The sequence below is a fragment of the Shinella curvata genome (assembly GCF_022899935.1).
Lineage (GTDB): Bacteria > Pseudomonadota > Alphaproteobacteria > Rhizobiales > Rhizobiaceae > Shinella > Shinella curvata.
The window spans coordinates 674,445-686,695 of the sequence record NZ_JALJCJ010000003.1 but is presented as its reverse complement, the minus strand read 5'-3'; the positions used below and the strand labels follow the sequence as shown (position 1 = coordinate 686,695).

The window sequence follows — 12,251 nt, the reverse complement described above, 5'->3', positions numbered from 1 at the left end:
CATACATTGCTTTCCGGCGGCCCTTGCATCAAGGCCGCCGGACTGGTTATGACAGAGGAATGTCTCTCGAATCCGTCCGCGCCTTCTTCGCTGAAAACGCCCCCGACATCGACGTTCTCGTCACCGAGCAGAGCTCGGCGACCGTGACGCTCGCGGCCGAGGCGCATGGCGTGGCGCCCGAACAGATCGCCAAGACGATCTGCCTGCGGATCGGCGAGGAGACCGTGCTTCTGGTCGCAGCCGGTACGGCGCGGCTGAGCAACCGGAAATTCAAGGATCGTTTTGCGGCAAAGCCGCGCATGCTCGATGCCGAGCAGGTGCTGGCCGTCACGTCCCATCCCGTGGGCGGCGTCTGCCCCTTCGGCCTGCCAGCGCCGGTTCCAGTCTATTGCGACGTGTCGCTGAAACCCTTCGACGAGGTGGTTCCGGCGGCGGGTGCGACGAATGCGGCGGTGCGCATTGCACCCGACCGTATGGCAGGCCTCGTCAAGGGCGAGTGGGTCGACGTCTGCGAGTGATGCGACAGGCATCGTGAAAGAGTTTCGCGAAAATCCGGGGAAATGCCCGGCTGGCAAAATTGCGTTCCAGCAAGCAATATGACGAAACTGTGATCAACCGCGGCCGGCTTCCGGCGGACAGCGGCGCGCGGACGCGGGGTGACCCGCGGGCAGGCGGTTCGCAGTCGCGAGGCGTCGGCTTGGTTCCGGGCTGCTGGAGGAGCATCTGGCCCGGAGGTTTTGCACGGCGCGCCTCAGGCAGCGCCAGGGGGAGAAAACATGTTCGAAAAGCTTTTCAAGCTGAGTGAGCACGGCACGTCCGTGCGCACCGAAGTGGTGGCGGGTCTGACGACCTTCCTCACCATGTCCTATATCATCTTCGTCAATCCGGACATCCTGTCGACTACGGGCATGGACCGCGATGCCGTCTTCGTGGCAACCTGTCTGGCCGCAGCCCTCGGCTCGCTCGTCATGGCGCTCGTCGCCAACTGGCCGATCGGCATGGCACCCGGCATGGGTCTCAACGCCTTCTTCGCCTTCACCGTGGTGGCGGCCCTCGGCTTCACCTGGCAGCAGGCGCTCGGTGCGGTCTTCATCTCCGGCATCATCTTCGTGCTGCTGACGGTTACGGGGGTGCGCAGCTGGCTGATCGAAGGCATCCCGCATTCGCTGCGCAGCGCCATCGCCGCCGGTATCGGCCTTTTTCTCGGCATCATCGCCCTGAAGAACGCCGGCATCGTTGTCGATAACCCGGCAACGCTCGTCGGCCTCGGCAGCCTCAAGGCGACCGGCCCGCTGCTGGCCATCCTCGGCTTCTTCATCATCGCCGTGCTCGATGCGCTGCGCGTCAAGGGTGCGATCCTGATCGGCATTCTTGCCGTGACGATCCTGTCCTGGATTACCGGCGTCAGCCAGTTCCAGGGCATCGTCTCGGCCCCGCCCTCGATCCTGCCGACCTTCCTGCAGCTCGACATCATGGGCGCGCTGCATGGCGGTCTCGTGCATGTCATCCTGGTCTTCGTGCTCGTCGAAGTGTTCGACGCCACCGGCACGCTGATCGGCGTCGCCAAGCGCGCCAACCTCATCCAGGAAGGCAAGAAGAGCCGTCTCGGCCGCGCGCTTCTCGCCGACAGCACGGCGATCGTCGCCGGCTCGCTGATGGGCACCAGTTCGACCACGGCCTATGTCGAAAGTGCCTCGGGCGTGCAGGCCGGCGGCCGCACCGGCCTGACGGCCCTTACCGTCGCCGTCCTGTTCCTCGCCGCCCTCTTCATCTCGCCGCTCGCCGGCTCGGTGCCGAGCGTCGCGACCGCCCCGGCGCTGCTCTATGTCGCCGGCCTGATGATGCGCGAGCTGACGGAAATCGAGTGGGAAGACCTGACGGAAGCGGCTCCGGCGGCGCTCACCGCGCTCGCCATGCCCTTCACCTATTCGATCGCCAACGGTCTTGCCTTCGGCTTCATCAGCTACGTCGTCATGAAGCTCTTCACCGGCAAGTGGAAGGACATCCATCCGGCAACCGCCATCGTCGCTCTCCTTTTCGTCATCCGCTTCGCCTTCTTTGCGGAATAGGACGATAGTCATCATCAAGAAAACGGGCCGCGCTCTCCGCGCGGCCCGTTTGCGTTTCAGGGCTTTGAAATGGCATCGAGCCAAGCTTGCCACCTGGGTCGCGCGGCGGTAGCCGTCGCGCCGGCCTTGGCACCGTAGAAGAAACGGCAGAGGCTGAGGCGGATCGTTTCGCCTGCGTCATAGAGCCCGAACAGGCCAACGCCGGGCGCGTCGCCGTCGATGCGCAGGATCACATAGCGCTGCACCGCGTTCTGGCGGACCTCGACGACTTCGCCGAACAGCGTCCCGCCTGCCTCGATCGTCCAGTTCTCCCCGACATCGGCCGTCTCGTGGCCGAGCCCGTCCAGCAGCCTGCGCCAGATGACGAGGGCATCGCCCCCGGCTTCGGCGAACGGCTGGAAGGAGGCGGCCTCCTCTCCGGCGTGATGGGCGAGGTACAGCCTGAGAACCGCGATGAAGCCCGGCCAGCCGGATTCGAAACCCTCCATCTGGCCGTCCCATTGCGACGACGGACTGGCGATGGAATGGGCCATGCGCACGAGGCATTCCTCAGGCGAGCGCGCGACGATGGTGATGTCGGTCGCGACGGGCGGGGCGCTTTCGGCCCAGTCGGCTTCGACATAGCCGAACCGGCAGGGCGGCTCCCAATGGGTGACGGTGCCGTGGCCCGTGACATCTGGCGTGAAATGGAAGGTGATGCGGCCGCCGATGTTCTCCTCGATCTCGGCGGCGGTGAACCAGGCCGTGTTGCCCGCACCGGTCGCCATGGCGTGCCAGACTTGTTCCGGTGTTCCTGGAACGAGAAATTCCAGCTCGATCCAGCGTCTGCCGTTTTCATCGAATTTTATCGGCATCGGTCTTCCTTTCGCTTGCGAAGGAAGCAGCCCTGCAAAGGCAAGCCGCTCCCGATATCGCGCGCAGGGTAACACGCGACAGGAGGAGCGGTCGTCACGCATCCGTGAAGACGAAAATGCCGGCCCGTGGAGGCGGGCCGGCGGATCCGCGTCTCCCCGGTGGTGGATCAGCGGACCAGGAAGGATTCCTGGTAGAAATGTTCCTCGAGGTTGACGCCCTCGCCGCCGCGATCGACCACGGCGAAATCCGAGGTCTTGTCGAGCGGCGTCAGGATGCCGTGCCAGACATTGCGGCCAATATTGACGCCCTGGCCGGGGGCGGTGCGGAAGGCGATGGGCTCGGCGGGGCCGTTTTCCGTTTCTTCCGCCACGACGACCAGGAAGGTGGCGTCGCTGAGCGGAATGAACGCCTGACTGCCGAGCGGGTGGCGCTCCACCATTCCCAGTTCCAGCGGCAGCGGGTAGGGCTCACCGCGCAGCAGGCTGATCATCGGGCGTGCCTTCTCGCCCGTCGTCTCGATGTTGGCGAGATCGTGGAAACGTGTGCACTTGCCCGCATTGATCGGGAAATTGTGTGCGCCGTCCTGTTCGATGACCTGGCCGAAGGGCGCGAAGGCCTCGCGGGTCAGCTCTCTGATTTCGATGGTCTTCATGTCTTTCCTCCCTCGGCCGGATGGCCAAAAACCCTCAGACGGCTGATGCCGCCGTCCGGATGAATGTTCAGGCGGACATGCGTCACGGCACCCGCCTGCTTCACGAGATGGCCATCGAACGTATGGATACGGTCGGCGGCCAGTTTCTGCTCGGGCAGGATTTCCTGCCAGAACATCGACGCGGCGGTGACAAGGGTGGGGAGGTCCCCCGTCGTGCCCGTCAGATCGGCGGCCTGCAGGGAGCAGGCATCCGGATAGTTGCCCTTGAAATGGGCGGTATCGACGACGATGCTTTCGACCGTCGCGCGTGCGGCGAGCTTCACCACGATCCACTCGTGGCCCGGCTGCCGGCGGCGGCTGGTCTCCCAACCGTCACCCATATTGATGCCACGGCCGGGCGCGAGCAAGCGCTGATGGCCGTAATGCCCGTTGGAAAAGGCGATCACCTGTCCACCCGAAAGCGCCGAGGCAAGGTCGATCGGCCCTTCTGCGGGACCGAGCGCCGGAATACCGTAGACGCGAAGCCGCGCCACGCCGCCATCGGGATAGATTCTCAGCCTGACATGGCTGAACATGCTGTCCGTGGCGCAGTCGAAGAAATGCTGGGCGCTCGGCCCGAGCGGGCTTGGCGCCAGAAGCTCCACCCATTGCGTCGTCTCGTCCGGGCCGCCGGGCGCATGGCAGGCCTCGATGGCGCAGGCCGTCGGGTAGTTGCCGGTGAAGAAGGCCGTGTCCACGTCGAAGCCGCGAATCCGGCCCGATGTCGCCAATGCCACAACGGCATGGTCATGGCCCGGCCCGCGCCGTCGCCGCGTCTCCCAGCCGTCCATCCATTTGCCATGCGCGTCGTAGACGCCGGCATGGTAGACGGCGGGTTCGTCGGACAGCATGCGCGACAACGGCCCGAAGAACTCGTCGGTGGCGAAAAGCGCCCTGGCCCCGAGACCCGCCGAGGCCAGGTTGATCGTTCCGCGCGCGAAGGCGGGCAGGGCGGCGGTCGACATGGCCGCGTCTCTCAGGCCGGTAGCAGCGCCTTGAGCCGCAACAATCCGATCCGCTCGACCTGCTTGCAGGCCGTGGCGAACTCGGCGTCTCGGTCATGGGCGATGCGCTTTTCGAAGGCGGCGAGGATGCTGGATTTCGTGTTGTCACGCACGGCGATGATGAAGGGAAAGCCGAACTTCCTCACATAGCGCTCGTTGAGATCGGTGAAGCGGGCACGCTCTTCGTCGGTCAGCGCGTCGAGACCGGCCGACGCCTGCTCGTCCGTGGAGCTTGCGGTCAGGCGCTTGGCCTGTGCGAGTTTGCCGGCAAGGTCCGGGTGGGCGACCAGCACGCCGAGACGCTGTTCGTCGCTTGCCGCGCGGAACTGGAAGGTAAGGGCTGCGGCCAGGCCGATCGCTGTATCGTTCGCCGGTGAAAGTTCGTCCGCCCAGGCACGCCGTGCGATCCACGGCGAATGCTCGAAAATGTCGCCGAAATGCTGGACGAAAGCCTCTTCCGACATCTGCGAGGGACGGTCCGCCAGCGGCTGTGGCGGATGGGTCCTGGCCCAGTGCTCGGCGATATCGACGCGCCGGGGGATCCAGACCTTCTCATGGCTCTGGATGTAATGGATGAAGCGGGCGAGCGCCATGACGCGGCCGGGGCGGCCCATCAGGCGGCAGTGCAGGCCGATACTCATCATCTTCGGGCTGCCGGCCTTGCCTTCGGCGTAGAGCGCGTCGAACGAATCCTTCAGATAGGTGAAGAACTGGTCGCCGCTGTTGAAGCCCTGCGGCGTGGCGAAACGCATGTCGTTGGCGTCGAGCGTATAGGGAATGATCAGCTGCTGCCGGCCGTCGTGCTCGTACCAGTAGGGCAGGTCGTCGGCATAGGTGTCGGAAATGTAGTCGAAGCCGCCGGCCTCGGCGACGAGATCCACCGTATTGACCGAACAGCGGCCGGTGTACCAGCCGCGCGGGCGTTCGCCGGTCACCAGCGTGTGCAGGCGGATGGCTTCGGCAATCGCTTCGCGCTCCTCCTCGGGCTTCATGTCCTTGTGCTCGACCCATTTCAGGCCGTGCGAGGCGATCTCCCAGCCGGCCTCGATCATCGCCGCGACCTGGGCGGGGGAGCGCTTCAAGGCGGTCGCCACGCCATAGACCGTGACGGGCACGTTCCTTTCCGTCAAAAGCCGGTGCAGGCGCCAGAAACCGGCGCGCGCGCCGTATTCATAGATCGATTCCATGTTCCAGTGGCGCTGGCCCGGCCATTGCGCGGCGCCGACGATTTCCGACAGGAAGGCTTCGGAGGCCGCATCGCCGTGCAGCACGCAGTTCTCGCCGCCTTCCTCGTAGTTCAGCACGAATTGCACGGCGACGCGCGCATCATCAGGCCATGCGGCCCTGGGCGGGGTCTGGCCGTATCCGTGCATGTCACGGCAATATCGCATGGAACGCTCCTCCAAACGTTTCTGATGTGCAATGTCTAACCCGGAATCACGTGCATCATTTCTCCGGAAATTTTGAAAGTCTCGAACGATACCGCCGCTTTTCAGAGGAATGCGCCTGACAGATAGTGGAAGGAGGAGCGCTGTGCTCGGGAGGAAAACATGCAGTCTCATTCGAACGGAGCCGGCCGGCTCACGACCCACGTTCTGGACACCGCGCGCGGCAAGCCGGCCGAGGGTCTGCGCATCGATCTCTACCGGGTCGAGGGCGAGGCCTTCCACCTGATCAAGACGACCGAGACGAACGACGACGGCCGCTGCGATGCGCCGCTGCTCTCCGGAGAGACGATGAGGTCCGGCACCTACGAGCTGCGCTTTCACGCCGGCGATTATCTCGGCCGCACGGATAATGGCCCGCTGTTCCTCGACATCATCCCGATCCGCTTCGGTCTTGCCGACGAAGGCGCGCACTATCATGTGCCGCTGCTCGTCTCGCCCTTCAGCTATTCCACCTATCGTGGGAGCTAAACCCATGGCGGCCCCAGAAATCCGCTCCGAACTGCGTTTCATCCTCAACGGCCAGGATGTCTCGCTTCGCGCCGTCGCGCCCGATCAGACGCTGCTCGACTGGCTGCGCCTTTCCAAGCTGCTCAAGGGCAGCAAGGAAGGCTGCGCGGAGGGCGACTGCGGCGCCTGCACGGTGCTGGTGGGGCGGCTCACGCCTTCCGGCGGCCTCGTCTATGAAGGCGTCAATGCCTGCATCCGCTTCCTCGGCTCGCTCGACGGCTGCCATGTCGTGACGGTCGAGCATGTCGCCGCCCGCGATGGCAAGTTGCATCCCGTGCAGCAGGCGATGGTCGATTACCACGGTTCGCAGTGCGGCTTCTGCACGCCCGGCTTCGTCATGTCGCTCTATGCACTGTGGATGCAGGTGCCGAACCCGAGCGACCAGCAGATCGAGACGGCGCTGCAGGGCAATCTCTGTCGCTGCACCGGCTATGAGCCGATCCTGCGCGCGGCGCGGGCCATTTCCAGCTATGGCGGCACGGAGAAGGATCCGCTGCTCCTCGAGCGCGACGCGATGATCGCACGCCTCAAGGCGCTGAAGGACGGCGCCCGCGTCGAGATCGGTGACGGCAAGAGCCGCTTCGTCGTTCCCGCCAATCTCGACGATTTCGCTGCCGTGCTGGAGGCCTCGCCGACTGCGACCGTCGTTGCCGGCTCCACCGATGTCGGCCTCTGGGTCACCAAGCATATGCGCGATATCTCGCCCGTCGTCTTCATCGCCGGGTTGGATGAGCTGAAGTCGATTTCGGTCGAAGGTGACACCGTCACCATCGGCGCCGGCGTCACCTATACGGAAGGGTTGAAGACGCTGGCGAATCATGTGCCGGCCCTTGGTCCGCTCATCGAGCGCATTGGCGGCCAGCAGGTGCGCAATATGGGCACGATCGGCGGCAACATCGCCAACGGCTCGCCGATCGGCGACACGCCGCCGGCGCTGATCGCGCTCGATGCGAAGCTGACCTTGCGCAAAGGCACTGAGCGGCGCACCATCCGCCTCGAAGACTACTTCATCGCCTATGGCAAACAGGACCGCCAGCCGGGCGAATTCGTCGAGGCCGTGCATGTGCCGGCCCCGGCAGTCGGCGAAAAATTCGCCGTCTACAAGGTGACGAAGCGCCGCGACGAGGACATCACGGCATCGCTCGGCGCGTTCCGCCTGGCGCTTTCGGCCGATGGCACCGTCACCGGTATCACCATTGCCTATGGCGGTATGGCGGCGACGCCGAAGCGCGCCTTTGCCGTGGAGCAGGCGTTGCTTGGCCAGAAATGGACTGAGGCAACGGTGGAAGCGGCCATGGAGAAATATGCGGAGGATTACGCGCCGCTGACCGACATGCGCGCCACCGCCGAATACCGCGCTCTGGTGGCGAAAAACCTGCTGCTACGGTTCTACACGGAAACGATTTCAGGCGCGGCATCCGCGCAAGTGTCCAGATACGAGGCTGCGTGAGCCATGAACAAGCACACACCCGATCTCAAGGCTGAGAAAATCCAAGGCGGCGTCCATGCGAGCGTGCGCCACGATTCCGCGCACAAACATGTGGCCGGAACCGCCGTCTATATCGACGACATCACCGAGCCGGCCGGCACGCTGCATGCGGGCCTCGGCCTTTCGACCGTCGCGCACGGCCTGCTGAAAACCGTCGATCTCTCGGCGGTTCGCGCCGCTCCCGGCGTCGTTGACGTGCTGACCTACGAGGACATTCCCGGCGTCAACGACATCTCGCCTTCGGGCATGCATGACGACCCGGTTCTGGCGGAAGGAAAGGTGCAGTTCCACGGCCAGCCGATCTTCTGCGTCATCGCGGAAACCCGCGAGGAGGCGCGCCGCGCCGCCCGCCTCGCCAAGATCGAATATGAGGAACTGCCGGCCAATATCGATATCTGGGATCTCGACCAGACGACGCATCCCCAGGTGTTCCCGCCGCTGACGCTGAAGCGCGGCGATGCGGCCGCTGCACTTGAAAGTGCGCCGCGCCGCGTCAAGGGCCGCATGCGGCTCGGCGGACAGGACCATTTCTATCTTGAGGGACAGGTGTCACTTGCCGTGCCCGGCGAGGACGACGAGGTTCTCGTCCATTGCTCTACGCAGGGTCCGAGCGAGACGCAGCACATGATCGCGCATGCGCTCGGCGTGCCGAGCAATGCGGTTGCGGTGGAAGTGCGCCGCATGGGCGGCGGTTTCGGCGGCAAGGAGACGCAGGCCAACCAGTGCGCCGCGCTCGCTGCCATCGCGGCCAAGAAATTGAACCGCGCCGTCAAGGTTCGCCTCGACCGCGACGAAGACATGGTCGCCACGGGCAAGCGGCATGATTTCGCCATCGACTACGATGTCGGCTTCGACGACGAGGGCCGCATCCTCGGCATCGACTACACGTTCGCTCTCCGGGCCGGTTTCTCGGCGGACCTCTCCGGCCCGGTGGGCGACCGTGCCCTCTTCCACTGCGACAACGCCTATTTCTTCCCGCATGTGCATGCCAAGTCGGCGCTTCTGCACACCCACACGGTGTCCAACACCGCGTTTCGCGGTTTCGGCGGTCCGCAGGGCATGGTGGGTGCGGAGCGCGTCATCGACGAAGTGGCCTTCGCCGTCGGCAAGGACCCGCTCGATATCCGCAAGCTGAATTTCTATGACGCCATGGGCGTCGAAGGGACACGCAACCTCACGCCCTATCACCAGAAGGTCGAGGACTGCATCATCCAGCGCATCGTCGCCGAGCTGGAAGAGAGCGCCGACTATGCCGGCCGCCGCAAGGCGATCCAGGAATTCAACGGGAACAGCCGCTTCATCAAGCGCGGCCTGGCGCTGACGCCGGTGAAGTTCGGCATTTCCTTCACCAAGACGGAATCCAACCAGGCCGGCGCGCTGGTGCATGTCTACACGGACGGTTCCGTGCACATGAACCACGGCGGCACGGAAATGGGCCAGGGCCTGCATCTGAAGGTGGCGCAGGTGGTGGCGGAAGAATTCCAGATCGATCTCGACCGCGTGAAGATCACCGCGACGACGACGGCCAAGGTGCCGAACACCTCGCCGACCGCCGCTTCCTCGGGTGCGGACCTGAACGGCATGGCCGCGCAGGATGCCGCCCGCCAGATCAAGGACCGGCTGACCGATTTCGCGGCTGAAAAATACCAGATTCCGCGCGATCAGGTGGTCTTCCTGCCCAACCGCGTGCGCATCGGCAATGCCGAGATCTCGTTCAACGACCTCGTCAAACAGGCCTATATGGCGCGCGTCCAGCTCTCGGCGGCCGGCTTCTACAAGACGCCGAAGATCCATTGGGACCGTTCGAAGGGTCGCGGCCACGCCTTCTACTACTACGCCTATGGTGCGGCCTGCTCGGAAGTCTCCGTGGATACGCTGACAGGCGAATATATCGTCGAGCGCACCGACATCCTGCACGATACCGGTCGTTCGCTGAACAAGATCATCGATATCGGCCAGATCGAGGGCGGCTTTATCCAGGGCATGGGCTGGCTGACGACGGAGGAGCTGTGGTGGGACGGCAAGGGGCGGCTTCGCACGCATGCGCCTTCCACCTACAAGATCCCGCTCGCGTCGGACCGCCCAAAAATCTTCAACGTGAACCTGACCGACTGGTCGGAGGCCTATGAGCCGACGGTTCATCGCTCCAAGGCGGTTGGCGAACCGCCGTTGCCGCTCGGCCTCGCCGTGCTGCATGCACTGTCGGATGCCGTGGCGAGCGTTGCGGACCACACGATCTGCCCACGGCTCGACGCGCCGGCGACGCCCGAGCGGGTACTGATGGCCATCGAACGCCTCAAGGCCCAGAAGAAAGGGTAAAAAATGCCGGCCGCGCGCGAAGATATCCGGGATTTTCTGCGCCGGGCGCAGGCAGTCATCCTGGTGGAGGTGACGGGCGCGGCGGGCTCGACGCCGCGTGACACGGATGCCTGGATGCTGGTGTCGGAGCGGGCGATCTTTTCGACGATCGGCGGCGGGCAGCTGGAATATATGGCGATCGACCATGCCCGCCGGGCGCTGCGTCTGGGCGCTGCCGCCGAGCCGATGAACGTGCCGCTCGGGCCGGAGATCGGCCAGTGCTGCGGCGGTCGCGTCGGTCTCTCCTTCTCCGCCGTCACGCCACTCGTCGCCCGCGATCTGATAAGCCGGAGCGACCGCGAGATGGCCACAAGACCGCATGTCTACGTTTTCGGCGCCGGCCATGTCGGCGATGCGCTCGCCATGGCGCTTTCGCTTGCGCCGCTGCGTGTCGTTCTGGTGGATACGCGGGAGGACGAACTGATCGCCTCCACGGTGCCGCGCATCGAGACCTGCCTCACGGCGATGCCGGAAGCCGTGGTGCGCGATGCGCCCGCCGGCAGCAGCTTCGTCATCCTGACGCACGATCACGCGCTCGATTTCCTCATCGCCGCCGAAGCGCTGAAACGGCCGGACGCCGCCTATGTCGGCATGATCGGCTCGAAGACCAAGCGCGCCACCTTTCGCAACTGGCTGTCGCGCGAAGTCGGCCAGCCGGATATCTTCGAAAATCTGGTCTGCCCGATCGGCGGCGCTGATGTGAAGGACAAGCGCCCCGCTGTCATCGCGACGCTTGCCGCATCGGAGATTCTGACGGCCGCCCTGAACTGGTCGGCAAAAGGCGCTCAGTCCTCGTCGGCGGTTTCGATGGCCGGCTCCTCGCCGAGCAGCTTGCCGATCAGCCGCTGACATCGCTCGGCCATGAAGTCGATCATCAGGCGCACCTTCGGGTCCTGAAAACGCTTGTGTGGATAGATGGCGGCGAGCTGGACGGAGGCGGGCGGCGTCTCCTTCAGGATTTCCACCAGACGGCCTTCGGTGAGGTGAGCCTTCACCTCGAAGAGCGGCTTGTTGATGATGCCGCGGCCTTCCAGCGCCCATTGGGTCAGCACGTCGCCGTCGTCGCTGTCATAGGGGCCGCCGACTTCGAATTTCCGCGTGCCTTCGGGCGTGACGAGTGTCCAGAAATATTCCTTCGAGCCGGGATAGCGCAGCAGCAGACAGTCGTGTTTGTCGGCGATCAGCGCATCGGCATTGGCGGGCGTTCCCCGGCGGGCCAGGTAGTCCGGCGAAGCACAGAGCACGCGCTCGCATTTGAGGATGCCGCGCATGCGAAGATTGGAATCCTCGAGCACGCCGAGCTTGAAGGCGACATCGACGCCCTCGGCGAGAATGTCGACATTGTGGTCCGACAGGCGCACGCGCACCTCGATATCGGGATACTTGTCATGGAATTCCGGAATGCCGGAGGCGATCAGCCGCCGGCCGATACCGAGCGGCGCGGTGATGCGCAGCGATCCTTTCGGATTGCGCGAGAGATCGGCAATCGCCGCCTCCGCCTCGTTGACCGCTTCGATGATCTTTACCGCGCCTTCGTAGAACACGCGGCCATGCTCGGTCGGCGAGAGCTTGCGCGTCGTGCGGTTGAACAGCCGCACACCGAGATGGCGCTCCAGTTCCTTGATGCGATTGCTGGCGACTGCCGGTGTGACGCGCTGGTCGCGCCCCGCTGCCGAGAGGGTACCGAGTTCGACCACGCGAACGAAGACACGCACATTATCGAGATAGGACATGGCTCTTTCTACCACATCGGCGTGCGGAACAAAGAGGCGGCTATCTTCTAGTTTTTTTTGAAAGTGTTCGGGATTCACCGGGATTTTCGGGAAAATC

At 64.6% G+C, this 12,251-nt stretch carries 11 protein-coding genes; 6 read left to right on the top strand and 5 right to left on the bottom strand.

All coding sequences use genetic code 11. The features are described 5' to 3' along the window. Positions 1–59: 59 nt before the first annotated feature. Positions 60–518, top strand: coding sequence for a YbaK/EbsC family protein (locus tag MUU55_RS14885; protein ID WP_244761507.1), 459 nt, complete (start codon positions 60–62; stop codon positions 516–518). A 258-nt stretch (positions 519–776) separates the two neighbouring features. Then, a complete protein-coding gene (locus MUU55_RS14880; RefSeq protein WP_244761506.1) occupies positions 777–2,069 on the top strand; it encodes an NCS2 family permease in 1,293 nt (430 codons plus the stop codon). Between the two features lie 56 nt (positions 2,070–2,125). On the opposite strand, the gene MUU55_RS14875 is transcribed toward MUU55_RS14880, so the two are convergent. The 4 genes from MUU55_RS14875 to puuE form a co-directional block, all read right to left on the bottom strand. Next, positions 2,126–2,923: an SRPBCC family protein gene (locus MUU55_RS14875; protein WP_244761505.1), complete on the bottom strand. Its 798-nt coding sequence runs from the start codon at positions 2,921–2,923 to the stop codon at positions 2,126–2,128. Between the two features lie 167 nt (positions 2,924–3,090). After that, positions 3,091–3,576, bottom strand: coding sequence for an ureidoglycolate lyase (locus MUU55_RS14870; RefSeq protein WP_244761504.1), 486 nt, complete (start codon positions 3,574–3,576; stop codon positions 3,091–3,093). Further along, positions 3,573–4,580 (bottom strand): allantoicase, encoded by a 1,008-nt coding sequence (gene alc, locus MUU55_RS14865; protein WP_244761503.1) that lies wholly within the window; start codon positions 4,578–4,580, stop codon positions 3,573–3,575. The genes MUU55_RS14870 and alc overlap by 4 nt, the downstream gene beginning before the upstream one ends. Before the next feature lie 11 nt (positions 4,581–4,591). After that, positions 4,592–6,010, bottom strand: coding sequence for an allantoinase PuuE (gene puuE, locus MUU55_RS14860; RefSeq protein ID WP_244761502.1), 1,419 nt, complete (start codon positions 6,008–6,010; stop codon positions 4,592–4,594). 159 nt (positions 6,011–6,169) lie between these two features. Here puuE and uraH point away from each other — a divergent pair, with 159 nt between their 5' ends. The 4 genes from uraH to xdhC are packed head-to-tail and all read left to right on the top strand — an operon-like array spanning position 6,170 to position 11,270. Then, a complete protein-coding gene (gene uraH, locus MUU55_RS14855) occupies positions 6,170–6,535 on the top strand; it encodes a hydroxyisourate hydrolase (RefSeq protein ID WP_244761501.1) in 366 nt (121 codons plus the stop codon). A 4-nt stretch (positions 6,536–6,539) separates the two neighbouring features. Continuing rightward, entirely contained in the window at positions 6,540–8,024 is a 1,485-nt protein-coding gene (gene xdhA / locus MUU55_RS14850; RefSeq protein ID WP_244761500.1) for a xanthine dehydrogenase small subunit, read from the top strand. A gap of 3 nt (positions 8,025–8,027) precedes the next feature. After that, a complete protein-coding gene (xdhB, locus tag MUU55_RS14845) occupies positions 8,028–10,382 on the top strand; it encodes a xanthine dehydrogenase molybdopterin binding subunit (RefSeq protein WP_244761499.1) in 2,355 nt (784 codons plus the stop codon). 3 nt (positions 10,383–10,385) lie between these two features. Next, on the top strand, positions 10,386–11,270 hold the full coding sequence (gene xdhC / locus MUU55_RS14840; RefSeq protein ID WP_244761498.1) for a xanthine dehydrogenase accessory protein XdhC: 885 nt from the start codon (positions 10,386–10,388) through the stop codon (positions 11,268–11,270). Here xdhC and MUU55_RS14835 read toward each other — a convergent pair. After that, positions 11,207–12,154, bottom strand: a complete 948-nt coding sequence (locus MUU55_RS14835) for a LysR family transcriptional regulator (RefSeq protein WP_244761497.1) — start codon at positions 12,152–12,154, stop codon at positions 11,207–11,209. The two genes, xdhC and MUU55_RS14835, sit on opposite strands and share 64 nt — an antisense overlap. Positions 12,155–12,251 lie beyond the last annotated feature (97 nt).

Excerpts from the sequence above, each read along its gene's own strand:
- MUU55_RS14885 (WP_244761507.1), top strand. The coding sequence starts at position 60 with ATGTCTCTCGAATCCGTCCGCGCCTTCTTCGCTGAAAACGCCCCCGAC.
- MUU55_RS14880 (WP_244761506.1), top strand. The coding sequence starts at position 777 with ATGTTCGAAAAGCTTTTCAAGCTGAGTGAGCACGGCACGTCCGTGCGC.
- MUU55_RS14875 (WP_244761505.1), bottom strand. The coding sequence starts at position 2,923 with ATGCCGATAAAATTCGATGAAAACGGCAGACGCTGGATCGAGCTGGAA.
- MUU55_RS14870 (WP_244761504.1), bottom strand. The coding sequence starts at position 3,576 with ATGAAGACCATCGAAATCAGAGAGCTGACCCGCGAGGCCTTCGCGCCC.
- alc (WP_244761503.1), bottom strand. The coding sequence starts at position 4,580 with ATGTCGACCGCCGCCCTGCCCGCCTTCGCGCGCGGAACGATCAACCTG.
- puuE (WP_244761502.1), bottom strand. The coding sequence starts at position 6,010 with ATGCGATATTGCCGTGACATGCACGGATACGGCCAGACCCCGCCCAGG.
- uraH (WP_244761501.1), top strand. The coding sequence starts at position 6,170 with ATGCAGTCTCATTCGAACGGAGCCGGCCGGCTCACGACCCACGTTCTG.
- xdhA (WP_244761500.1), top strand. The coding sequence starts at position 6,540 with ATGGCGGCCCCAGAAATCCGCTCCGAACTGCGTTTCATCCTCAACGGC.
- xdhB (WP_244761499.1), top strand. The coding sequence starts at position 8,028 with ATGAACAAGCACACACCCGATCTCAAGGCTGAGAAAATCCAAGGCGGC.
- xdhC (WP_244761498.1), top strand. The coding sequence starts at position 10,386 with ATGCCGGCCGCGCGCGAAGATATCCGGGATTTTCTGCGCCGGGCGCAG.
- MUU55_RS14835 (WP_244761497.1), bottom strand. The coding sequence starts at position 12,154 with ATGTCCTATCTCGATAATGTGCGTGTCTTCGTTCGCGTGGTCGAACTC.